The sequence below is a fragment of the Acinetobacter sp. GN11 genome, from assembly GCF_054823985.1.
In genome coordinates, this window is record NZ_JRVL01000199.1 from 10108 (window position 1) to 34131 (window position 24024).

At 38.5% G+C, this 24024-nt stretch carries 17 protein-coding genes; 14 read left to right on the forward strand and 3 right to left on the reverse strand.

Annotated features, from left to right (window positions below):
• The 3 genes from NL42_RS15570 to NL42_RS15580 form a co-directional block, all read left to right on the forward strand.
• A partial coding sequence (locus NL42_RS15570; protein ID WP_461313429.1) for an OmpW/AlkL family protein occupies positions 1 to 1003 on the forward strand: 1003 nt, incomplete at its 5' end.
• A 411-nt stretch (positions 1004 to 1414) separates the two neighbouring features.
• Positions 1415 to 2761: an MFS transporter gene (locus NL42_RS15575; RefSeq protein WP_461313430.1), complete on the forward strand. Its 1347-nt coding sequence runs from the start codon at positions 1415 to 1417 to the stop codon at positions 2759 to 2761.
• 163 nt (positions 2762 to 2924) lie between these two features.
• The gene (locus NL42_RS15580) at positions 2925 to 4139 is read left to right on the forward strand and encodes an MFS transporter (RefSeq protein WP_461313431.1); all 1215 of its coding nucleotides are present in this window, start codon (positions 2925 to 2927) and stop codon (positions 4137 to 4139) included.
• Between the two features lie 243 nt (positions 4140 to 4382).
• On the opposite strand, the gene sthA is transcribed toward NL42_RS15580, so the two are convergent.
• Positions 4383 to 5795, reverse strand: a complete 1413-nt coding sequence (sthA, locus tag NL42_RS15585) for a Si-specific NAD(P)(+) transhydrogenase (protein ID WP_004790990.1) — start codon at positions 5793 to 5795, stop codon at positions 4383 to 4385.
• A 196-nt stretch (positions 5796 to 5991) separates the two neighbouring features.
• Between sthA and lipA the strand changes: the two genes are divergently transcribed.
• From lipA to NL42_RS15600, 3 genes are all read left to right on the forward strand, one after another.
• Positions 5992 to 7005: a lipoyl synthase gene (gene lipA, locus NL42_RS15590; protein ID WP_004790988.1), complete on the forward strand. Its 1014-nt coding sequence runs from the start codon at positions 5992 to 5994 to the stop codon at positions 7003 to 7005.
• Between the two features lie 282 nt (positions 7006 to 7287).
• Positions 7288 to 9750 (forward strand): acyl-CoA dehydrogenase, encoded by a 2463-nt coding sequence (locus NL42_RS15595; RefSeq protein WP_461313432.1) that lies wholly within the window; start codon positions 7288 to 7290, stop codon positions 9748 to 9750.
• Positions 9751 to 9856: 106 nt separating this feature from the next.
• On the forward strand, positions 9857 to 10240 hold the full coding sequence (locus tag NL42_RS15600) for a carboxymuconolactone decarboxylase family protein (RefSeq protein ID WP_000043120.1): 384 nt from the start codon (positions 9857 to 9859) through the stop codon (positions 10238 to 10240).
• Positions 10241 to 10278: 38 nt separating this feature from the next.
• Here NL42_RS15600 and NL42_RS15605 read toward each other — a convergent pair whose 3' ends face one another.
• A complete protein-coding gene (locus tag NL42_RS15605) occupies positions 10279 to 10815 on the reverse strand; it encodes a cysteine peptidase family C39 domain-containing protein (RefSeq protein WP_461313433.1) in 537 nt (178 codons plus the stop codon).
• Between the two features lie 222 nt (positions 10816 to 11037).
• Between NL42_RS15605 and ahcY the strand changes: the two genes are divergently transcribed.
• From ahcY to NL42_RS15635, 6 genes are all read left to right on the forward strand, one after another.
• Positions 11038 to 12420 (forward strand): adenosylhomocysteinase, encoded by a 1383-nt coding sequence (gene ahcY / locus NL42_RS15610; protein WP_016137506.1) that lies wholly within the window; start codon positions 11038 to 11040, stop codon positions 12418 to 12420.
• Between the two features lie 74 nt (positions 12421 to 12494).
• Positions 12495 to 13331: a methylenetetrahydrofolate reductase [NAD(P)H] gene (gene metF, locus NL42_RS15615; protein WP_461313434.1), complete on the forward strand. Its 837-nt coding sequence runs from the start codon at positions 12495 to 12497 to the stop codon at positions 13329 to 13331.
• 18 nt (positions 13332 to 13349) lie between these two features.
• Positions 13350 to 14072, forward strand: a complete 723-nt coding sequence (locus tag NL42_RS15620) for a 16S rRNA (uracil(1498)-N(3))-methyltransferase (protein ID WP_336169634.1) — start codon at positions 13350 to 13352, stop codon at positions 14070 to 14072.
• A gap of 135 nt (positions 14073 to 14207) precedes the next feature.
• Positions 14208 to 17060, forward strand: a complete 2853-nt coding sequence (locus NL42_RS15625) for a putative bifunctional diguanylate cyclase/phosphodiesterase (RefSeq protein WP_461313435.1) — start codon at positions 14208 to 14210, stop codon at positions 17058 to 17060.
• A gap of 236 nt (positions 17061 to 17296) precedes the next feature.
• A complete protein-coding gene (locus NL42_RS15630; RefSeq protein ID WP_016137502.1) occupies positions 17297 to 19567 on the forward strand; it encodes an NADP-dependent malic enzyme in 2271 nt (756 codons plus the stop codon).
• 91 nt (positions 19568 to 19658) lie between these two features.
• Complete coding sequence (locus tag NL42_RS15635) at positions 19659 to 20897, forward strand: multifunctional CCA addition/repair protein (protein WP_461313436.1); 1239 nt, start codon at positions 19659 to 19661, stop codon at positions 20895 to 20897.
• A 42-nt stretch (positions 20898 to 20939) separates the two neighbouring features.
• On the opposite strand, the gene NL42_RS15640 is transcribed toward NL42_RS15635, so the two are convergent.
• Positions 20940 to 22115, reverse strand: coding sequence for a S1C family serine protease (locus NL42_RS15640; RefSeq protein ID WP_004790970.1), 1176 nt, complete (start codon positions 22113 to 22115; stop codon positions 20940 to 20942).
• A 194-nt stretch (positions 22116 to 22309) separates the two neighbouring features.
• Between NL42_RS15640 and NL42_RS15645 the strand changes: the two genes are divergently transcribed.
• Both NL42_RS15645 and NL42_RS15650 read left to right on the forward strand, forming a co-directional pair.
• Positions 22310 to 23068 (forward strand): Nif3-like dinuclear metal center hexameric protein, encoded by a 759-nt coding sequence (locus tag NL42_RS15645; protein WP_461313437.1) that lies wholly within the window; start codon positions 22310 to 22312, stop codon positions 23066 to 23068.
• Between the two features lie 147 nt (positions 23069 to 23215).
• The gene (locus tag NL42_RS15650) at positions 23216 to 23842 is read left to right on the forward strand and encodes a superoxide dismutase (protein WP_003650584.1); all 627 of its coding nucleotides are present in this window, start codon (positions 23216 to 23218) and stop codon (positions 23840 to 23842) included.
• The last annotated feature ends 182 nt before the right edge of the window (positions 23843 to 24024 follow it).

The following is a 24024-nucleotide window of genomic DNA, read 5'->3' on the forward strand; positions in this document are numbered from 1 at the left end:
TTCGCCATATTTTAGTTTAAAGGATGGTGATGGCTTCAAACGTTTTTCAGTCTCTGCTGGTCCTTTGTATGTCAAACCGACTGGTAATGCTCAACCTTTCAGAATTAATACTTCTGTTAAAGAAAATGAGCAATCTAAAGTCGGAGATATTAAAGTAAAAACTATTCAAGACAATATTTCAGATGATAATAGTAATGTCGTTCTTGAAAAGCTTATTGATGTTATTGGTTTAGGTACAGATACAATTCCTTCTTGGCTAAGTGGAACAGCGGAAGTGCGTGGTCTAAGTCAATGGGATGCTGACAAAACAGGTTTGGAAGCAGATGATGTCACAACCTTAGGAATCATGAGCAATTACTTTTTTACAGATAATTTTTCATTGGAGTTAAAAGCAGGTATTCCTCCTAAAGTTGACTTGCAAGGTAAAGGTAAAATTTATGCACCTTTCTCTGCGACAGCGAAGCCTGCTGGTGGAATCCTTGGATCAATGGAACTTGAAAATAATCTTTTCATTACTGATCTTGAAGGACATGGTAGCGCCGCTTCAGCACGTGCTTGGACACCAGCATTTGAATTTCAATATCACTTTGGCAAAACTGGCGTAAATAAATTTAGACCTTATGTTGGTCTAGGTGTGATGTATGCCTATTTCAGTGAATTAGAAATGAACCCAGCGATTGAGAAAGATTTAGTCAATGCTGGTCATATGATTGTAAATATTAAAGATGGTAAAGCTGGAGCTGCTTTAGAAAGAAAAACTAGCACTGGTGACCCTAAAGTAGAACTAGAAGCATCTGATGCAATTGCCCCTGTTGCGACCGCAGGCTTTACTTACGATTTTAATGACAAATGGTATGCCGTTGGCTCTGTTTCCTATGCCCACTTAAAAACAGATACGACCATTACAGTGAGCGACGCCAAGTATGGTGAATTAATCAATGCAAAAGCAGATATCGAAATTAACCCTATTTTAGGTTATGCCGGTATTGGTTACCGCTTCTAACTTCTGCGCTATGTAAAGCTATAAAAACTTATGCACGTTTTTATAGCTTTCTTTCAATTTATTTTCCCTAGAAATTGCTTCTTTATAAATCAAAACGCTAAAAAAATGAGCATTTTTAATCAAAACTACAAATATAAAGACCTTCTTATTCTCTTATTACAACTCAACCATTTTCGTGATCGTTTTTCTTAATTTCATCCTCACAAACTAATCCAATAAAATTAGAAAGTAATTTTTCCTTTTTAGTAAAATTCTTTTTTTGGCACGCCCTTTGCTTTATTCATTGCATGATGAGTCAATGATGATTCAATGAATACACCAAGACGGCCAACGATGTCCGCTCTGATCGGTCTGCATAAAGCAATAAATTGCCATGCAAATTAAATTTCGTTCAGTTCAGGGGGACGGCGTATGTCTTCAAATATCCAGTTAGATGCAAAAAAAGCAACTGAAATTAAATTATTCAGTTTTTCAACTCCAGCAATGCGTGCCTTCCACATGACATGGCTCGCTTTCTTTGTTTGCTTCTTTGCATGGTTTGCATGTGCACCATTAATGCCCGTGATTAAAGGTGAGTTTGGCTTAACAAAAGATCAAATTGCCAATATTAATATTGCTGCTGTTGCTATTACTATTTTAGTTCGGCTCATTGTCGGACCACTCTGCGACAAATATGGTCCACGTATTACGTACACCACTCTCCTATTAGTTGGCAGCATTCCAGTGTTTGGTGTAGCAGCTGCCAATAGCTATGAATCTTTTCTATTCTTTCGCTTACTTATTGGTGCTATTGGTGCAAGCTTCGTAATTACCCAATACCATACCAGTGTGATGTTTGCACCTAACGTTGTAGGAACAGCAAATGCGGCAACGGCTGGCTGGGGAAATGCTGGCGGTGGTGCAACACAAGCTTTAATGCCTTTATTGCTAGGTGCAATTGTGATGTTTGGTGTTGAACAAACCATGGGATGGCGCGTGGCATTAATCGTACCTGGCATAATGATGGTTATTGTAGGTATTCTTTATTGGAAATTAACTCAAGATTGCCCTCAAGGAAACTTTAAAGAGGTTCGTGCACAAGGTATTGAGATCGGTAGTGGCAAAAAAGGTGGTACGGCAATTTTAATGCAAGCTGCTCGCAACTACCGTGTCTGGATTTTATTTTTAGCATATGGTGCAAGTTTTGGTATTGAGATTTTTATCCATAACGTTGCAGCAATGTATTATGTTGATCAATTCAAAATGGATATAAAAACCGCTGGTTTAACTGCCGGAATCTTTGGTCTGCTGGCATTATTTGCTCGTGCGCTAGGCGGTATCATTTCTGATAAAGTCGCACTCAAGAAAGGATTAGATGGTCGCACCAAAGTACTTGTACTGATGATTTTGGGTGAAGGTTTATTCTTAATAGTCTTCTCACAAATGAATGCTGTTGCGCTCGCAATTATTTCCATGACTATTTTTGCATTGTTTACGCATATGGCCTGTGGAGCAACTTACGCACTCGTACCATTTATCGATCGTACTGCATTAGGTGGAGTTGCAGGAATTATTGGCGCGGGTGGTAATGTTGGTGCTGTTGCAGCAGGTTTCTTACTTAAAGGTTTACTTGATGTTCAAACTTGCCTGTTTATTTTAGGGGGGTTGGTTATGGTCGCAGGCTGTAGTGTAATTTTGATTCGCTTCACAACTGAACATAAAGAAAAAGAACAAGTTCTGTTTGAACAAGCATTGCTTGAACGCAATTCCGCAGCTTAATTTTTATAAGAAGCAGAGATTAAAATGATTTCTGCTTCTTCAATTTTCTTATCATAAAATACGAACTTTTTAATTCTTCTTAAATATTCTCCGCAGGTATATCGTCATTACCCGATATATCCTCTACAATAAATGATCACATTATTATAATTTTCCATTAATCATGACTAAAACTGGCAATCACTTTTCCCAGCCCCTCATCTATATGTTGATTGGTAGTGCTCTTATTTTGGCACTTTCCTTAGGTGTTAGGCATGGTTTTGGACTTTATTTGGTCCCAATGAGCCATGAGTTTGGTTGGAGCCAACATGTTTTTAGTCTTGCAATCGCCATGCAAAACCTGATCTGGGGAGTCGTTCAACCATTGACTGGTGCAATTGCAGACAAATATGGCAGTAAAATTGTGGTTGCAGTTGGCGGACTACTTTATGCCCTCGGCCTTCTCTTAATGGCCTTTAGTTCAAGCGTATTAATCTTAAATTTAAGCCTAGGATTGATTATCGGCTTAGCTTTGTCAGCGACCTCTTTTACAGTTTTACTTAGTGCAGTAGGTCGAGCAGCACCGCCAGAAAAAAGAAGTATGGCAATGGGGATTGCAAGTGCAGCGGGTTCTTTCGGTCAGTTTATTATGTTGCCATCTACCCTTCTCTTACTCAAAAATGTTGGATGGTCAGCAGCCCTAATGGTCAGTGCGCTATTAATTGCTCTTATTATTCCCCTTGCATGGATGTTAAAAGGACCAAGCAATCAAACTCCAAAAGCAATTGCACAACCTCAGCTCACATTTAAACAAGTACTGAATATTGCCAGAAAACATAAACCTTTTTGGTGGTTAGCTTTAGGTTTCTTAGTATGTGGATTCCAAGTTGTTTTCTTAGGGGTACATTTACCTGGCTATTTAATTGATCACGGCTTTGATGCTGCTACAGGTACTGTGTTTCTGGCACTAGTAGGACTATTTAATATTGTGGGGACTTACGGTGCTGGTTGGTTAGGAGATCGCTTCTCAAAACCTAAATTATTAATGGCACTTTACGGTAGCCGTGGCATCGCGATCATTGCCTTTTTATTATTACCTTTAAGCATTTATACGGTATATGCTTTTGGAATTATTATGGGCCTTTTATGGCTCTCCACTGTTCCGCTCACCAACGGTATTGTGGCAAATATGTTTGGCGTTAAATATCTTTCAATGCTAAGTGGTATTGTATTTTTCACTCATCAAGTCGGTTCTTTCTTTGGCGGTTGGCTTGGCGGTGTTAACCACGACTTAACAGGTAATTACAATGCGATTTGGCTATGTTCTATTGCATTGAGTATATTAGGTGTGATCGTACACTTCTTTGTGAATGAGGAGGCTGTTATTCATGACGCATAATGCCTTACTTTTGAAAACAATTATGACTTTTATCCTAGTCACGCTTTTGGTGCTTTCTATAATTTTATGGAAACAAACACCAGATTTATTTGAATATTTTAACCAAGCATTTTGTCCACACTAGTATGATAAAAAGCTAAAATCATCCTTTGGATTGTCATAAAAATATAAAAAACCTATGGTCTAATGAAAATAAAAAAGCCCGCAAATTTGCAGGCTTTTTTATTGAAAAATTATTTAAAATCAAAACAAACGATTCATACCATTAAGCGCAGCTACACGATATGCTTCAGCCATTGTTGGATAGTTAAATGTCGTTTCAACGAAATATTTCAAGGTATTATTTGGGCTGTGCATAACTGCTTGCCCAATGTGGATAATTTCGGCAGCGTTATTACCAAAACAGTGAATACCTAAAATTTCCATAGTGTCACGGTGGAAAAGAATTTTTAACTCACCCACTGTATCACCAGTAATTTGTGCACGAGCTAAATGACGGAAAGAAGCTTGACCCACTTCATACGGAATTTTCTCTTCCGTTAATTCCTGTTCATTTTTACCAATTGATGAGATTTCCGGAATGGTATAAATACCAGTTGGAATATCACGTACTGGCTTCGCATCTTCACCACTCATGTTTGCGCCAGCACAGCGCCCTTGGTCATAAGCAGCAGAAGCAAGTGATGGCCAACCAATTACATCACCAGCTGCATAGATGTTTTCAACTTCAGTTTGATATTGATCATTTACTGAAAGCTGGCCGCGGTTGTTTGGAACTAATCCAACGTTCTCAAGACCTAAGCCTTCTGTGTTACCTGAACGGCCGTTACACCAAAGAATGGCATCAGCTTTAATCTTTTTACCACTTTGTAAGTGTAAAACAACATGGTCATCAAACGTTTCAAGATGATCCATTTGTTCATTGTGACGAATCAATACACCTTGTTCACGTAAGTGATAAGATAAAGCATCAGCAATTTCATCATCTAAATAACTTAAAAGTTTTTGCTGAGTATTAATCAAATCAACTTTATGGTCTAAACCAATGAAGATTGAAGCATATTCACAGCCAATAACGCCCGCGCCGTAAATAATAATTTTTTGAATTGAGTAATCAAGATCAAGAATCTTATCTGAATCAAACACGCGAGGATGATCAAAGTCGAGACCTTGCGGATGATAAGGACGACTACCTGTCGCAATCACGATTTGCTTACAGATAATTGTTTCTTTAATACCTTCATGGCTAAAAACTAAAACTGTATTTTTATCTTGAATATATGCACGACCGTGGAAGACACCAATCTTGTTACGGTCATAAAAACGTGTATGTGTATCAACCTGTTGTTGAATCACTTTGTGTGCATTACGCAAAACTTGTTTCATGGTGAACTGTTTCCACTCACCTACTTTTTGAAACATTGGATCACGCTGATAACGAATAATACTAGAAACTGTTTGACGTAATGCTTTACTTGGAATCGTTCCTACGTGTGCACAGTTACCACCAAGTTGATCACGCACATCTACAATTGCAACACGCTTACCAGCTTTTGAAAGCTTCATTGCCGCGCCTTCACCCGCAGGTCCAGAACCGAGAACTACCGCATCGTATTTAACGAAATTCCCACTAACGACCTCTTTTTTACGTGGCATTGAAAGCTCCTTCCTCTCTTGAATGACCATATTTTATAATAGATTATGACTAATATGCGGTGAATTTATGTATTTCTCAACCCTATATTTCTGAATAGCCACATTTATTATATGAATAGTTATTTTCCGCTATTAACTGAAGAACTTCGCTATAATACAATGTCAATGTCTCTATAAACGAGTGGAAAAGTTAGATATGTCAGAACACCGTAAACCTGAACAGGGTGTAAAACTTCGTGGCGCAGAAAAAGTCGCAAGAATTCCTGTAAAAGTTGTACCTACGGTTGAAGTGCCGCGTAAACCTGACTGGATTCGTGTCAAGATGACGGCACCAGAAGAAGTTCAGCGTATTAAAACGACTTTACGTGCTCAAAAACTCCATACCGTTTGTGAAGAAGCAGCTTGTCCTAACCTCCCAGAATGTTTTGGTGGCGGTACGGCAACATTCATGATCATGGGTGATATTTGTACACGCCGTTGTCCTTTCTGTGATGTTGCACATGGTCGTCCAAATGCGTTAGATGCTGACGAACCTCGTCACATGGCAGAAACCATTTCCAATCTGAAACTCAAGTACGCAGTAATTACTTCTGTTGACCGTGATGACTTACTTGACGGCGGTGCACAACACTTTGTGGACTGTATTAAAGAAGCTCGTGCGCTTAGCCCGACGACATTGCTTGAGATTTTAGTACCAGACTTCCGTGGACGTATGGATATTGCTTTACGCATTATGACCGAATGTCCGCCAGACGTATTTAACCATAACATTGAGACTGTGCCTCGTCTATATAAAGCAATGCGCCCAGGTTCAGACTATCAACACTCTTTAACCTTATTAAAAATGTTTAAAGAATACTGCCCAGATATCCCAACAAAATGTGGTTTGATGGTCGGTATTGGTGAAACTGAAGAAGAAGTTATTGCATTACTCGATGACTTACGTGCTCACGATGTTGACTATGTAACTATTGGTCAATATTTACAACCTTCTAAACAACACGCGCCAATCGACCGCTTTGTAACGCCAGAAGAGTTTGAACGTTATGCAGAGCATGGTCGCAAACTCGGCTTTAGAAATATTTGGTCTGCACCAATGGTTCGTTCAAGCTACTTTGCTGATCGTCAATACCACGGTGAACCAGTACCAGAAGTTCGTCGTAAAGTAGATCCAGCTAAAAAAATTGCTGTTCAAACCGTCGAAGCTTAATAAATTAAATATCTATAAAAAGCCCTCTAACACAGAGGGCTTTTTATTTGTATAAGAAAATCAATAACATTTCTTGACAAATCGATAAAACAACCCATTACACTTTCACTCAAAAATATCTTATACCTAAAAGTACGATATATCCCTGCTCTAGCATATACATCAATATTTGCGACATAAAAACTCAAATTTAAACAGCAACTAAACAGCTAGTTAAGCCTTAAATATCTCCTCTCTTTTGTAACGTCATCCACCTGAGGGCTTATCTAGTAAGGAGCAAGTATGATTTTCCTACTCTTTATATTAAGTATTATTATTCAGCTTATTGCAGTATGGGCAATTTTCTATTTTAACTTAAATAAAGTTCTTGGTAGCGGTGTGGCGATTATTGTTGCCCTACTTTCGGCATTCTTGCTAACACCATGGTCACTGCTTTTAGGTATTCCAATTATTGCGCTCAGCATCATTATTTTAGTTGAGCCATTACGATTTAACCTAATTACTAAGCCAGCCTATAAGACTTTAGCAAACTCAATGCCGAGCATCAGTACCACAGAACAAGAGGCTTTAGAAGCAGGTACAAGTTGGTGGGAAAAAGAGTTATTTATGGGAGCGCCTGATTGGTCTCAATTTGAAAAGTATCCCTACCCAAAGTTGTCAGAAGAAGAACAAAGTTTTATAGACAATGAAGTTGAACTACTTTGTAGCATGCTCAATGAGTGGGAAATTCATCATCACTTAAAAGATCTTCCTCCTGAAGTTTGGCAATTTATTAAAGATAAAGGTTTTTTAGGACTCATTATTCCAAAGTCTTTTGGTGGTAAAGAATTTAGCTCATTTGCTCAAAGTCGCATTATGAGCAAAATTGCTTCACGCTCACTCACCACCGCGGTGAGTTGTATGGTTCCAAACTCATTGGGGCCGGGTGAGCTACTCATGCACTACGGTACCGATGCTCAAAAACAACAATACTTACCTGGTCTTGCTAAAGGTGAAGAGATTCCATGTTTTGGTTTAACCAGTCCAGAAGCAGGTTCAGATGCAGGTGCAATTCCAGATTCAGGCGTTGTTTGCTATGGCGAATATGAAGGTGCTCAAGTTCTTGGTCTGCGCATGAATTTCTCTAAACGCTGGATTACGCTTGCTCCGATTGCCACCGTTGTTGGCCTCGCATTTAAACTTTATGATCCAGAAGGTCTACTCGGCGACAAAAATAAAACTGAGTACGGTATTACCTGTGCCTTAATTCCTGCCAGTCATGCAGGCGTAAAAATAGGAGCGCGTCATTTTCCAGGTTCTCCATTTATGAATGGAACAGTAGAAGGAGAAGATGTTTTCATTCCAATTGACTGGATTATTGGTGGGCAAGAAAATGCCGGTAAAGGCTGGCGAATGCTGATGGAATGCTTAGGCGTTGGCCGTGGTATTTCCCTTCCAGCTTTAGCAACAGCAGCAGGTGAAATGAGCTATTTAACCGTTGGTGCTTTTGCGAAAATTCGCCAACAATTTAATATCTCTGTTGGCAAATTTGAAGGTGTACAAGAAGCTACCAGTGAAATTGCAAGTGATGCCTATATGCTTGAGGCATTCCGTTATTTAGTAACATGTGGCCTAAATCAAGGTGGAACACCCGCCGTAATGACCGCTATGGCAAAATATTATGCTACTGAAACGATGCGTAAAGTGGTCAATCACGGAATGGATATTGCCGGAGGACGTGCAATTCAACTTGGGCCACGTAACTTCCTTGCACTCACCTATCAAGCAATTCCAATTGCAATTACAGTGGAAGGCGCAAATATTTTGACTCGTTCACTGATGATTTTTGGTCAAGGTTCAATGCGTTGTCACCCTTACCTTTTTGAAGAGTTGCAACTCCTTCAATCTGAAGATAAGAATAATTCAGTCAAAAAATTCGATGATCTGTTATTTAAACATTTAGCCTATACCTTTAACCGCGGAGCAAAATCATTTGCTTATGGTTGGACAGGTGGCTCAAGCGATGCTCCTCAATCAGTAGATCAATTTACTGCCAGTTACTATAAAACGATTAACCGTTTTAGTGCCAACTTTGCTTTAGTTGCAGATATGGCGCTTGGCTTACTTGCAGGAGACTTGAAACGCAAAGAAATGTTATCAGGCCGCTTGGCAGATATTCACGCGAACCTTTTTATTTCTACTGCAATTTTAAAATTTTATGAAGCTGGCCAAAAAACTGAAGCTGAACAACTTCACGCTAAATTAGCTCTACAAAAAGCTTTCTTAAATATTCAGGAAGCATTTTGGGGTCTATTTGATAACTTCCCAGCCAAACTTCCAGCAGCATTTGTAAAATGGATCTGTTTCCCTCTTGGTCGTGTCATTTCAAAACCAGACGATGAGTTAAAACAACAAGTCGCTGAACTTATGATGCAAGAGCATCCTTTCAGAGAGCAGCTTAAGCATCACGTATTTTATTCTACCAAAGCCGATGATGTGACTGGACGTTTAGAACATGCATTCCAAATTCTACGAACCCTTGAACCGCTTTGGGATAAGTTTAAAAAAGCTGAATCTAAAGGCAAATTTACAGGACTTACTTTCGAAGAGAATATTGAACAAGCGATAAAAGAAGGTTTTATTACTGAAAGTGAAGCTAAACAATTATTGCAATACAATGCAATTCGATTCGACAGCATGCTTACAGATGTATTTGATGAAAATTTAAATAAGGATCTTCCTTTATCGAACCCTCATCAAATTTAGTGACTGACGCCTCCACTAATTCACTATTGCAATCATACTTGATTCAGATTAATTAATAATCAGCCATAAAAGCGTCAATCGACGCTTTTATTTTTAGGAGAAATTAATGTCTAAACAAGATTACGAGAATGGATTAAAAGTGCGCACAGAAGTGATGGGAGAAGCTTTTGTAAAACGTGCCCAAGAAAATACCGTACCCTTTACCCAGCCTTTGCAAGACTGGATTAATGAACATGCATGGGGATCGACTTGGCAGCGTGAAGGCGTGCTCCCACGTAAATATCGTTCATTAATTACTTTGGCAATGTTAACTGCTCTTAAGTCACCAACCGAACTCAAAGGCCATGTTCGTGGTGCACTCAACAATGGTTGTACAGTTGAAGAGATTCAGGAAACTTTATTGCACAGTCTGCCATATTGCGGCGCCCCTGCTACACAAGAAGCTTTTCGCGCCGCTTTAGAAGTGATTCAAGAATATCAACAAAAATAATTTTAATATGAGCCAGCATCCCCCTGGCTCTTTTTAATCTAACTCAATTTAGTCGAATGAATCTGAAAATTACGGTCATCAATCACGATAGCCTGACGACAAATCCCTTCTATTTGACGTTGCTTTTCAAAAACTGCTGCTGACATCGGTTCAAAGCTATCAAAGAAACAGATATTTTTTTCATCTATTGAATACACCAGTGACTGGTTCCCCACTCCAGCTAAAGTATCGTAATAGACAATCACCATTTTGCCATTTTGAATTTCAGCTTGAATATCCTGATAGCTCAACGCAGGTCCTGTCGGTATTTTCAATACCTTTGCTTCTTTATAGCTCATTCGTTCACTTGGGCTAATATTAGGATCTTCATCTGAATGAAATGACACTTCAAATCCTAGTTTCTTTAAAGCAACGGCTAAGGCAATGGTATAGGTTCCGTCTTCATCGTATCGGCAAACTTTAATCAACTCAGCAATATCAATTTGTACTCCATGATGTTGAAGCACCATCCAAACCGCAAAAACACCACAGTTTGCTTCGAGATTTGCTAGAGCTTGGGGAATATTGACTGCCATAATTTGAATCTATAAAGATAATTAGGCAGATAATAAACAAAACTGGATTGGCACTAAAAGCTTTTCGAAGTACAATGTTGCGCTAGTCGAGGGATGCTGCGACAAATGATCGGCACTAAAGATCAATTTGCCAGGCTCGACAATCGGTTAAACACTCGGTTTAGCCAACAACGGCATCCGCGAACAGAACGATCCATACTATTTTTTCCCTAGGAGATCCTGATGAACGCGGTTAATGCTTCATTTACAGATTATAAAGTTGCTGACATCTCACTTGCTGACTACGGTCGTAAAGAAATCAAACTTGCTGAAGCAGAAATGCCAGCTTTAATTGGTTTACGTAAACGTTATGCAGCGTCTAAACCACTTGCTGGTGCAAAAATCCTTGGTTGTATTCATATGACCATTCAAACAGCGGTTCTTATTGAAACGCTTATTGAATTAGGTGCTGAAGTTCGTTGGACTTCTTGTAACATTTTCTCGACTCAAGACCATGCTGCTGCTGCAATTGCTGCTCGCGGTATTCCTGTTTTTGCTTGGAAAGGCGAAACTGAAGAAGAATATGTATGGTGCCTTGAACAACAAGTTAATGTTAATGGTCAGCCTTGGGATGCCAACATGATCTTGGATGATGGCGGTGACTTAACTGCTCTTGTTCATGACAAATACCCAGCTCTTTTAGAACGTATTCACGGTATTACTGAAGAAACTACAACAGGTGTTCAACGTCTTATCGAAATGTGGAAAGACGGTTCTTTGAAAGTACCTGCGATTAACGTAAATGACTCGGTTACTAAATCTAAAAACGACAACAAATATGGTTGCCGTCACTCACTAAATGACGCAATCAAACGCGCAACTGACATGCTTTTGTCTGGCCGTCGTGCGCTTGTGATCGGTTATGGTGACGTTGGTAAAGGTTCTGCTCAATCTTTACGTCAAGAAGGCATGATTGTTCGTGTAACTGAAGTTGACCCAATTTGTGCAATGCAAGCATGTATGGACGGCTATGAAGTTGTATCTCCATACAAAAACGGCGTACAAACAGGCAAAAAAGAAGATATTAACCAAGACTTACTTGGCAACACTGATCTTGTTGTAACCACTACTGGTAACTACCACGTGTGTGACGCTGCAATGTTAGATAGCTTAAAAGCTGGTGCAGTTGTTTGTAACATCGGTCATTTCGACACAGAAATCGACACAGCTTATTTACGTGGTTACAAGTGGGTTGAAGTTAAGCCACAAGTTCACCAAGTTTACCGTTCAGAAGATGAAAATAACTACCTCATTCTTCTTTCTGAAGGTCGCCTTGTGAACTTAGGCAATGCAACTGGTCACCCATCACGCGTGATGGACGGTTCTTTTGCTAACCAAGTGTTAGGTCAAATTCACTTATTCCAAGAGAAATTTGCTGACCTTCCTGCAAACGAAAAAGCTGCACAAATTCGTGTAGAAGTTCTTCCTAAGAAACTTGACGAAGAAGTTGCTGCGGCAATGGTTGCAGGTTTTGGTGGTGTACTTACTCAATTAACTCAAGAGCAAGCTGGCTATTTAGGTGTTGCTGTTGAGGGACCATTCAAGTCTGACGCTTACAAATACTAAGAACTTAAGGGCAGTCGGTTCACCGTCTGCCCTTTTTTCTAAAAATATTGTTTCGCTGTTTACAAGGATTTGACATGACTAAACGTATACCCATTTCTTTTGAGTTTTTCCCACCGAAAACTGATGCCGGTGCTGAAAAACTTCGTATTGTTCATCAAGAATTACAACTATTAAATCCAGATTTTTTCTCGATTACATATGGTGCTGGTGGCTCTACTCGCGAACGTACTCTTGCTGCTATTGACGATTTCAATGGTAAAGGTACACCAGTTGCACCTCACCTTTCGTGCATTGGTGATGATAAAGCGCGTATTGCTGAGTTACTAGATTTATATAAAGCTCAAGGCATTAACCGTATTGTCGCTTTACGTGGTGACTTACCTTCTGGTCAAGTCGGACTTGGCGAACTTCCTTATGCTCAAGATTTAGTACGTTTCATTCGTGAGCATTCAGGTGATCATTTTCATATTGAAGTTGCAGCTTATCCTGAAATGCACCCTCAAGCTGAAAACCTTGATTCAGATATCCAACGGTTTATTGAAAAAGTACAAGCTGGCGCTAATGCAGGAATTACTCAATTCTTCTTTAATCCAGACTCATACTTTTATTTTATTGAGCGTCTGGAAAAAGCTGGAGTTAATATTCCGGTGGCTCCTGGCATCATGCCGATTACCAATGCCAGCAATTTAATTCGCTTTGCTGATGGTACTGGTGCAGAAATTCCTCGTTGGATCCGTAAACAATTACAAGCCTATGGCGATGACAGCGAGAGTATTAAAGCTTTTGGTCATGAAGTTATTGTGAAGCTATGTGAACGCCTGATAGCAGGTGGTGCACCAAGCTTACATTTCTATTCAATGAATCAAGTCGAACCAACTCGTCAACTCGTCGTTGATCTTGGTTTAAATTAATTTTGTAAGGCGTACCCAATGAATCGTTTTTTTATCGAAACTGAACTTACGGTTGGTTCAACAATTCAACTAACTGAATCAGTATTTCATCATTGGGTGCGTGTTTTACGTGCACAATTACAAGAACAAGCGACTCTCTTTAATGGCCAAGGTGGCGAATATCTAGCGACCTTGACCGAAATTAATAAAAAAAATGCGTTTGTCACAATTGAGAATTTCAACCCTAATAACCGTAGTGCCCCATTTAAAGCCGTTCTTGGTCAGGTCATGAGTAAAGGTGACCGAATGGATTATGCTATTCAGAAAGCCACTGAACTCGGGGTAAGTAAAATTCAGTTACTTACAAGTGACCGTTGTGAAATGCGCTTAAAATATGATCGAGATCAAAAAAAATTAGATCACTGGCAAGCTGTTGCAATTGCAGCATGTGAACAATGTGGATTAAACCTAGTTCCAGAAGTTTTAGCGCCTATTTCTCTAAGTGAATGGGTAAGTTCTTCTGAACTTCCCGTTTCAAAATTTGTTTTAGCACCAGAAAAAGAACAAAAAGATGTATTAGCCGGTATACAACCTGAACTTGCCCTATTGATTGGTCCAGAAGGCGGTTTAAGCGAAATTGAAATTACTCAAGCCAATCAAGCTGGTTTTATGAATTGGTGTATTGGTGATCGTGTTTTACGTACAGAAACTGCGCCTGTCGTTGCCTTATCTATTTTAAATTATCGGTTTTTATCCACCTAAGCTCATTGAACATTGATTAAATCACTATTTAAAGTTAATTTAGTTTTATTGTATGAATAAAATTTCAAATTCTTTATTACTGATAAATCAGATTCTTTCTGTATATATGTAAAAAAAATAGGATAGAAAAATCTTATGTCCGGGCTTCAGGAAGAATACTTACAGCATCAAACAAAAATTGAGCAGCTTAAACTTTCAATTCAATATATACGCTGGTATTTGATTAGCTTAGTATTACTCTGTCTGATTTCATATGCTATTTTTTCCTATTATTTTTCATCATCAATAACAACATTCAGCTGGTCTATTGGCCTTACTATAGTATCTCTTATCTGCTTATGGTTTATTCCAAATATTTTAACCCATTACCGTACTATTAATTTTATTAAAAAAGCCGATTTTATATTACAAAGCATTTGTTTTATTTCAGGAATTTTACTCGGAATAAACGTTACAGTTATTCATTTTTATCTTCCGGCAGAGTTGGTTGCACTACCAGATGCTCATATTTTAATTGCCTTGTTTATCACTTCCGCTCATATCATTGGCCTGACTTTTTTAACGCAGCAACCTCGATACTTTTATCTTTTATTCATTCCCAGTACATTCCCCCTACTCATCGCTCAACTTACACATACGCCCATTACTCAGCTACCTTTTTATTTCGCCTACAATATAACTTTTGTGGCTACAGTACTCTGCGCATACGCAACTCAACGTAACTATCAAAAGATTTCTCAATTATTATTCAAAAATAAACAGCTCGTTCAAATTTCAGATCAACATACCCAGTGGGCTGAAGAGCTATGTGTACAGCTTCAACAAGAAGTGAATAAATCAAAAGATATTGAAGCCCAGCTCCAATTTAATAACCATTTACTTGAGCAAAAAGTACGGGAACGCACTTACGATCTCACCAAAATGAATGAGCAACTCGAAAGCCATCACTACAATTTAGCTTTTGCACATGAAACGGCGGGCATTCGGCCTTGGGACTGGGATATTGAAAATCAAAAATTAGAAATTAAGTTTTTCGATCAACAAAAGCAAACTCAGACGACTGTTATTCATCTCAATAGCATTTTAGACCGCGTACATCCAAGTGATAAAAAACTTTTTGAAGAGCGTTTAAAGCAACATATAGAAGGAATTACAGATCATTTTAATATCAATTTCAGGATATTACGCCGAGATGGTTCATGGCGATGGATTCAGGATGTAGGTCGTGTCATCACGAGAGATCCCAAAACACAAAAAGCGCTTCGTATGGTGGGTATGACCCGAGACATACATCAAGAGAAAAAAGATCAAGAACACTTAAGACTATCAGCAATTGTGCTTGAACAAGCAGCTGAAGGTATATTTATTCTAGATGAGCACCTGAACTATATTGATATTAACCCTTACTACGAAAAATTAACCGGATTCACTAAATCAGAACTATTAAATAAAGAATTATTTAGCATTGCGATTAATCAAAAAGAATTACAACAACAATTTCACACCTCAATTACCCAACAGCTCCTCGAAACTGGAGAATATATGGGCCAATTTGATGAAAAGTTTAGTTCTGGCAAAAGCGTATATTTGTGGTTACACATCAATGTAGTCAAAGATGAGTTCAATCAAATCACCAATTATATTGGATTTGCACGTGACCTCTCTGAGCAAAAACGTCAGGAACAACATCTATCTTATTTAAAAAATTACGATAGTCTCACCCACCTACCGAACCGTCTTTACTATTACAATCAATTACATCAATATCTGGTAAACCCTTCATATAACATTAAAAATTTAGCACTGATACGAGTAAACATTGACCGTTTCCGCGCTTTTAATGAGTTTTTAAATAATGATAGTGGTGATGAACTTCTTAAACAGTTCGCACAACGCTTACGCCTAATTAATATTAATGCAATTTTGGTTGCCTATTTAAATAGTGACGATTTTGCAATTATTTATGAAATTTCTCCAATTCATCCAAATATTGAGCAATATTGCCAAAACATCTTGCAAGCGCTCAACGCACCTTTTTATATTGATAATCACGAATATTTTATTACAGCATCTATCGGTGTTGCATGCTTTCCTGAGCATGGCCGACAAATTGATCATCTTAACAACCATGCAGAACAAGCACTTTCAGAAGCAAAACGCTTAGGAGGCAATACCATTTCTTACTATTGCAATAAAGCAGAGCATCCATATAAAACTGCTGATTTAGAACAAGAGTTACGTAAAGCCATTCAAAATAATGAATTTGTCATTTATTATCAGCCCAAAATTAATCTACATGATCAATCCATTATAGGTTTTGAAGCATTAATTCGTTGGCAACATCCTGAAAAAGGATTAGTCATGCCAAATATGTTTATACCTTTTGCTGAGCGTAGTAGCCTAATTTCAGATATTGGCAAAGTCGTTTTAGATAAAGTTGGAAAACAATTACAAGAATGGAAAAACGCAGGCTATGCAAACATTCAAGTCTCTGTAAATATTGTTGCTCAACAAATACATCGTGGCTTATTACTTAATGATCTAGATGAGGTTTTGCAAAAATATAATATACAAGGTGCAGATCTTGAACTTGAAATTACTGAGTCAGCTCTATTAGATAATACTGATAACGTCAAAACGCTATTACATGCGATAAAACAACGAGATATTTCAATTGCTCTAGATGACTTTGGGACAGGTTATTCCTCTTTGGCGTACCTGACAGAATATCCAATTGATGTACTAAAAATTGACCGTGCTTTCATTTCTAAAATTGGTGATCACAAACAAGAAGCTATTGTAAATGCCATGATTGCAATGGGTAAAAGTATGGGGCTTAAACTAGTTGCCGAAGGTGTAGAAACAGAAGAACAAGTTGCCTATCTACAAAAACAGCAATGTGATTTTTTACAAGGCTATTTCTTTAGTCGTCCTATCCCTGCTGAGCAGATTATTCCTTATCTACAAACAAATTCGCATATTTCTTAGTTGTTTAAACCTTCGATTTTTAGATACGCTGCTTTTTCCAAAAATGAGCGTTTTTGACTGTGAGAAATAAAGAAGTAGTGTTATATTCTTTAGCATTTAGCTCACTACAGGGCTATTGGCAATTCTACTATTCTCTTAATTGGTAAAAATTAAAGCATAGTAAAAGAACTGAATTGCCTTCCCCCCTGAATGAGTGATTTGACTAGTTTGCTTTTTTGTATCAAATAGAGACTCAGATGGACGATCAATCTTTAAAACAGGCCGCTTTAAATTACCATGAATATCCAAACCCAGGGAAAATCAGCGTTACCCCAAGTAAGCAACTTGTCAACCAACGAGATTTGGCTTTAGCCTACTCACCCGGAGTTGCTGCGCCATGTTTAGAGATTGAACGTGACCCTTCAACTGCTGCTAAATATACTGCACGCGGAAACTTAGTTGCTGTAGTAACTAACGGTACCGCTGTTCTTGGTTTAGGTAATATTGGCCCATTGGCTTCTAAACCTGTAATGGAAGGTAAAGGCGTTCTCTTCAAAAAGTTTGCTGGTGTTGACGTATTTGACATCGAAATTGCAGAAAACGATCCAGATAAAATTGTAGATATCGTTGCCTCTCTTGAGCCAACTTTCGGTGGTATCAACCTCGAAGATATTAAAGCGCCAGAATGTTTCTATATTGAAAAGAAACTTCGTGAACGTATGAAAATTCCTGTATTCCATGACGATCAACATGGTACAAGTATTATTGTAGGTTCAGCTTTGCTCAATGCATTGCAACTTGTAAATAAGAAAATTGATGAAATCAAAATCGTAGCTTCAGGTGCAGGTGCAGCAGCACTTTCATGTTTAGACTTGCTTTGTGCGCTTGGTGCTAAAAAAGAAAATATTATTGTTGCCGATTCACGTGGTCTATTAACGACTTCACGTGAAGGCTTAGATGAATCTAAAAAACGTTATGTTCAAGATATTACAGCATCTCAGCTTCATGAAGTAATGGCTGGTGCAGATATGTTCTTGGGTCTTTCTGCTGCTGGTATTCTCACCAAAGAAATGGTGAAACACATGGCTGAGAACCCTATTATTTTTGCTTTGGCCAACCCAGATCCAGAAATTTTACCTGAACATGCACATGAAGTACGCTCTGACGTTATTATGGCAACTGGTCGTTCTGACTATCCAAACCAAGTAAACAACGCATTATGTTTCCCATACATTTTCCGTGGTGCACTTGACGTTGGTGCAACTACAATTAATGAAGATATGAAAATTGCATGTGTACATGCAATTGCGCGTATGGCTCATATCGAAGCTGATGCAGCTACATATGGTGAAAAATCTGCTTCATTTGGTCGTGACTATTTAATTCCACGCCCACTTGATCAACGCTTAATTTTAGAAATCGCGCCAGCGGTTGCTAAAGCTGCAATGGACTCAGGTGTAGCAACTCGTCCTATCGAAGATTTCGCTGTATATCGTCAAAAATTGTCTGAGTTTGTATATAACTCTGCATTCTTGATGAAACCAATTTTTGCTCAAGCAAAAGCTGATCCAAAACGTATTGCATATGCGGAAGGTGAAGACGAACGCGTATTACGTGCAGTACAAATTGCAGTTGATGAAGATTTAGCTAAACCAATTTTAGTAGGTCGTACTGCTGTAATTGAAGCAAATATCAAAAAATTAGGCCTCCGTTTACAACATGGCGTAAATATTGAGATTGTTGATCAAGAACAAAATCCATTGTATGAAGAGTTCTGGAAAGACTACCACCAGACAATGCAACGCAAAGGCATCACGGTTGAGTATGCTAAACGTGAAGCTCGTCGCCGTTCGACTTTAATCGCTGCTCTTCTCGTTAAGTTTGGCAAAGCAGATGGTATGTTATGTGGTACTTATAGTAGCTATAACATTCACCTCGACTTTGTACGCAATGTTATCGGTCTTAAAGAAGGCATGAATAACTTCTTCACATTAAATGCCTTAATGCTTGAAGATCGTAACTTGTTTATCGCAGATACATACGTAAACACTAACCCGACTGCTGAACAACTTGCTGAAATGACTATTTTAGCAGCTGAAGAAGTACGTCGTTTTGGTATTACTCCACGTGTAGCACTGCTTTCTCATTCAAGTTTTGGTAGCGACCAGACTGATTCAAGTGCTCAAAAAATGCGTGAAGTTTATCGTATTTTATCTGAGCAAGCTCCTGAGCTTGAAGTTGAAGGTGAAATGCACGGTGATGCAGCATTAGACGAAAATATTCGTCAATTTGCATTCCCTGGTTCACGTTTTAAAGGTTCTGCAAACTTGCTCATTATGCCAAACCTAGATGCAGCAAATATTTCATTTAACTTGTTAAAAGCAACTTCTGGTAACAATGTTACTATTGGTCCAATTTTGCTTGGCGCAGCAAAACCTGTTCATATTTTGACACCGACAGCAACCACTCGTCGTCTTATCAATATGACTGCTTTAACTGTTGCTGAAATCCAGCAATTAGAAAAATAATTTAGAAAGAGCTTTTTACGAAAAGCCTGTCTAATGACTTGAGAAAACCTCTATTCTGTAGCATGATTGCTTGAAGAATAGAGGTTTTTTCATGCAAGTGTATTTAGTAGGCGGTGCCGTCCGAGATTCTCTACTTGGGCATCCCTATCAAGAAAAAGACTATGTTGTGGTCGGAGCAACACCTGAACATATGCTCGCCCAAGGTTTTCAACCTGTAGGCAAAGATTTTCCTGTGTTTCTTCATCCTGAAACGAAAGAAGAATACGCACTTGCACGTACTGAGCGAAAGTCCGGTAAGGGCTATCATGGTTTTCAATTTTTTACTGATACCACAGTAAGTTTAGAAGAAGATTTAATTCGCCGTGATTTAACCATCAATGCCATAGCAATGGATCAAGATGGTAAATTATATGACCCCTATGGCGGTCAGACTGATTTAGAAAATAAAACCTTACGACATGTTTCAGAAGCTTTTGCTGAAGATCCTTTACGTGTTTTACGTGTCGCACGCTTTGCAGCTCGATATTCTGCATATGGTTTTCATATTGCACCTGAAACCTTACAACTCATGCAAACAATGGCTGAATCAGGTGAACTTGATGCATTAACACCAGAACGTGTATGGAAAGAAACTTCGCGTGCGCTTTTAGAAGATCATGCAGATATTTATTTTCAGACATTACGGGATTGTGGTGCGTTAAAACATCTTTTCCCTGAAATTGACGCACTGTTTGGTGTACCACAGCGTCCTGAATATCATCCAGAAGTAGACTGCGGCATACATACTCTAATGTCTTTACAACAAGCTTGTAAGTCAAACTACTCGCTTGATGTTCGGTTTGCTGTTCTAGTACATGATTTGGGTAAAGCATTAACTCCAGTTAATGAACTTCCTCGCCATATCATGCATGAAGAGCGTGGCGTGAAACCAGTTACTGAATTATGTGAACGTTTAAAAGTTCCAACTCAAACTCGACAGTTGGCATTATCGGTGTGTAAAGAGCATCTAAAATGTCATCAGATCATGTCGTTAAAACCTGGCACTGTATGGCGTTTATTACAACGTCTTGATGTATTACGCCGTCCTGAGAGAGTAGAAGCTTTTGTACAAGCATGTGAGTGTGATGCTAGAGGAAGATTAGGCCTAGAAGATCGCCCCTATCCTCAAGCTCAGTACATGTTAGATGCAATGCAAGTGGTTCGCTCTGTTAAAGTTCAGGATTTACCAGAGAACATTAAAGGTGCTGAAATTGGCGAAATGTTAATTCAATATCGCATTGATGCTTTAACTGAGTTCAAACATCAACATCAGACACCAACACATTCTTAATTTAAGCCAATAAAAAAGCCTCATTACGAGGCTTTTTTTATTTTACTGTTTAGGTAAAGGTATAAATTGAGATTGACTATTTTGGTTTTTTCTTTCGCCAACTGTTACCACAAAGTTTTCTTGCTTCCCAGCTCGCTCAACCACTACATTAATTTCGCTATTAGGCGCTTGTAATGCAACGTAATTAATCAAATGAGATGCCGAAGTGATTGGTTCATTATTTACTTGAACAATCTTATCGCCAACTTTTATACCTGCTGAAGCCGCTGGCCCGCTTTTCAAAACATCAGCAACAACGACACCAATTTGTTGTTTTGGTGCCAATACATCGTCTTGTGTAGGCGGTACTAAACTAATGCCTAACCATCCACGTACAACGCGGCCATCTTTCAAAATCGAGTTTAATACTTGTTGGCAAATTTTAGCTGGAATTGCGAAGCCAATACCTAAAGAACCACCCGACTGAGAGAAAATAGCAGTGTTCACCCCAATTAAGTTACCAGCAACATCAATTAATGCACCACCTGAGTTACCTGGGTTAATTGCAGCATCTGTTTGAATAAAGTCTTCATAGGTATTGATGCCTAAATCAGAGCGCTCAGTGGCAGAAATAATACCTTGAGTAACCGTTTGTCCTACACCAAATGGGTTACCAATCGCCAAGACAACATCACCCACTTCATTACCACTTAACTTAAATGGCAATACAGGTAATTTATCTAAATCGATTTTAATGACTGCTAAATCTGTGTCAGGGTCTGTTCCAACAATCGTTGCTTCTGCACGACGTCCGTCACGCAATGCCACTACAATTTGGTCAGCCTGAGCAATCACATGATTATTGGTAAGAATATAGCCATCAGCACGTACAATAACCCCAGAACCTAAACTATTTTCATTTTGCTGTTGTTGTTCAGGAACCTGATTTCCAAAAAACTCACGGAATACTGGATCGCTTAACAATGGATGATTTTGTTTAACTTTCTGGGTCGTAAAAATATTAACAACTGCCGGCGCTGCAACTTTTACCGCAGCACTATAAGACACCACGCCGCCCGTTCGTGAAGTATCAACCAATGGCTCAACTTTCTCGGCAGGCATTTGTACCCCATCAACTGCAACAGTTGGTTTCGGTTGATGGTATTTTTGCCATGCAATAAAACTGGCAATTACAATAATAAGTAACACCCAAGGTAACCATGTAAAGGTGCGGCGCACGTTTATATCCTCTACGAAAAGAAGTTTTTAATTAAATTAATATATTGAACAAAAAGAGTTTTCAGTTAAGCATTTTAAATTAAATATGTCGATATACACAAAAAACTCAAAAAAGATTTGTCTAGCTTTAGTTACACAACAAAATATGTTTCTATAGCTTTAGGAATTATTTACGACTCAATTCAGGAAATATCATGGCGAATTTGCATGAAATTATTCAGTGGTGCGACCAAACCTTAAAAGCGGCAGAATTTAAAGATTACGCACCAAATGGCCTGCAAATTGAAGGTTCAACTGAAGTAAAACGTATCGTTTGTGCCGTTACTGCTTCCGAAGATGCGATTGATGCAGCAATTGCTCAAAATGCGGATCTATTACTTGTACATCATGGTTATTTTTGGAAAGGCGAACCCTACCCAATTACAGGAATGCGCGGTAACCGAATTAAAAAACTCATTCAAAATAATATTTCACTCGTGGCTTACCACCTACCTTTAGATGCACATCCAAGTTTGGGTAACAATGTAGCCATTGCAGAAAAATTGGGCTTACATCATTTAGAACCACTCGATTTAGCCGAGAAACATCCAATTGGAAATATTGGCTATTTAGAGCAAGCGCTTTCTGTTGAAGAATTTAAAGCAAAATTACAAGATAGCTTTGATTTTAAAGTGATTCATTTGCCAGCCCAAAAGCAAGGCATTCAAAAAGTAGGCTTTTGTACGGGTGGTGCTCAAGATTTTATTGCTAAAGCAGCTTTGCAAAATTGTGATGCATATATTTCAGGTGAAGTCAGTGAACGAACTTTCTATGAAGCAAAAGAATTAGGCGTTCACTATTTTGCGTGTGGTCATCATGCAACTGAACGTTATGGAGTTCAACGTTTAGCACAAGCAATTTCAAAGCAGTTTGCAATTGAAACCGAATATTTTGAATTGAATAATCCGATTTAATTAAGTCTTTTTTTCAATCTGTGTTATGCGTATTAATTAGATCTTTATTGTGTATAGTTCTTTAAAACGATGCACTATTGTGAACAGAATCATTTACAATAGAGCCACTTAATATTGTATAACCCAGCAAATGCAAGGAATAGGAACATGACAACCATTACTTTACCTGCACTTCCATATGGCTATGATGATTTAGCGCCACATATTAGTAAAGAAACTTTAGAATACCATCACGATAAACACCACAATACCTATGTTGTTAACTTAAACAACTTAATCAAAGGGACTGACCTTGAAGGTAAAACCTTAGAAGAAATCATCAAAGCAACTGCTGGTGATGCATCTAAAGCTGGTATTTTCAACAACGCTGCTCAAGTTTGGAACCATACATTCTACTGGAATTCTATGAAGCCAAATGGTGGTGGTAAGCCTACTGGCGCAATCGCTGCTAAAATTGAAGAAGCTTTTGGTAGCTACGAAAAATTTGCAGAAGAATTTGCTGCTGCTGCAACAACTCAATTCGGTTCAGGCTGGGCTTGGTTAGTTGCTGATGAAGTAAACGGTAAATTATCTATTACTAAAACTTCTAATGCAGACACTCCACTTGCACATGGTCAAATTGCTGTATTAACAATTGACGTATGGGAACATGCTTACTACATCGATTTCCGTAACTTACGTCCTAAATACATCGCAACTTTCTTAGAAAGCCTAGTGAACTGGGACTATGCAAATGCAAAACTTGCAGGTCAACCAGCTGGTGTAGAGAAATAATTTTATTTCTTTCTAAAAAACCACCCTTTTTTGGGTGGTTTTTTTATTTTTAGTACCGCAAAAGCATATTAATCAAGCAAACGATTCATTTTCTTTAATATTCTTATTGACGCTTTTAGATTTCATCCATAAAATGCGCATCAGATTCTCCAATAGCTCAGTCGGTAGAGCGACGGACTGTT

Bases quoted from the DNA above. Each gene is read 5' to 3' on its own strand.
- NL42_RS15595 (WP_461313432.1), top strand. From the start codon at position 7,288: ATGATTTTCCTACTCTTTATATTAAGTATTATTATTCAGCTTATTGCA.
- NL42_RS15575 (WP_461313430.1), top strand. From the start codon at position 1,415: ATGTCTTCAAATATCCAGTTAGATGCAAAAAAAGCAACTGAAATTAAA.
- metF (WP_461313434.1), top strand. From the start codon at position 12,495: ATGACTAAACGTATACCCATTTCTTTTGAGTTTTTCCCACCGAAAACT.
- lipA (WP_004790988.1), top strand. From the start codon at position 5,992: ATGTCAGAACACCGTAAACCTGAACAGGGTGTAAAACTTCGTGGCGCA.
- NL42_RS15605 (WP_461313433.1), bottom strand. From the start codon at position 10,815: ATGGCAGTCAATATTCCCCAAGCTCTAGCAAATCTCGAAGCAAACTGT.
- NL42_RS15600 (WP_000043120.1), top strand. From the start codon at position 9,857: ATGTCTAAACAAGATTACGAGAATGGATTAAAAGTGCGCACAGAAGTG.
- NL42_RS15650 (WP_003650584.1), top strand. From the start codon at position 23,216: ATGACAACCATTACTTTACCTGCACTTCCATATGGCTATGATGATTTA.
- sthA (WP_004790990.1), bottom strand. From the start codon at position 5,795: ATGCCACGTAAAAAAGAGGTCGTTAGTGGGAATTTCGTTAAATACGAT.
- NL42_RS15580 (WP_461313431.1), top strand. From the start codon at position 2,925: ATGACTAAAACTGGCAATCACTTTTCCCAGCCCCTCATCTATATGTTG.
- NL42_RS15635 (WP_461313436.1), top strand. From the start codon at position 19,659: ATGCAAGTGTATTTAGTAGGCGGTGCCGTCCGAGATTCTCTACTTGGG.
- ahcY (WP_016137506.1), top strand. From the start codon at position 11,038: ATGAACGCGGTTAATGCTTCATTTACAGATTATAAAGTTGCTGACATC.
- NL42_RS15620 (WP_336169634.1), top strand. From the start codon at position 13,350: ATGAATCGTTTTTTTATCGAAACTGAACTTACGGTTGGTTCAACAATT.
- NL42_RS15630 (WP_016137502.1), top strand. From the start codon at position 17,297: ATGGACGATCAATCTTTAAAACAGGCCGCTTTAAATTACCATGAATAT.
- NL42_RS15645 (WP_461313437.1), top strand. From the start codon at position 22,310: ATGGCGAATTTGCATGAAATTATTCAGTGGTGCGACCAAACCTTAAAA.
- NL42_RS15625 (WP_461313435.1), top strand. From the start codon at position 14,208: ATGTCCGGGCTTCAGGAAGAATACTTACAGCATCAAACAAAAATTGAG.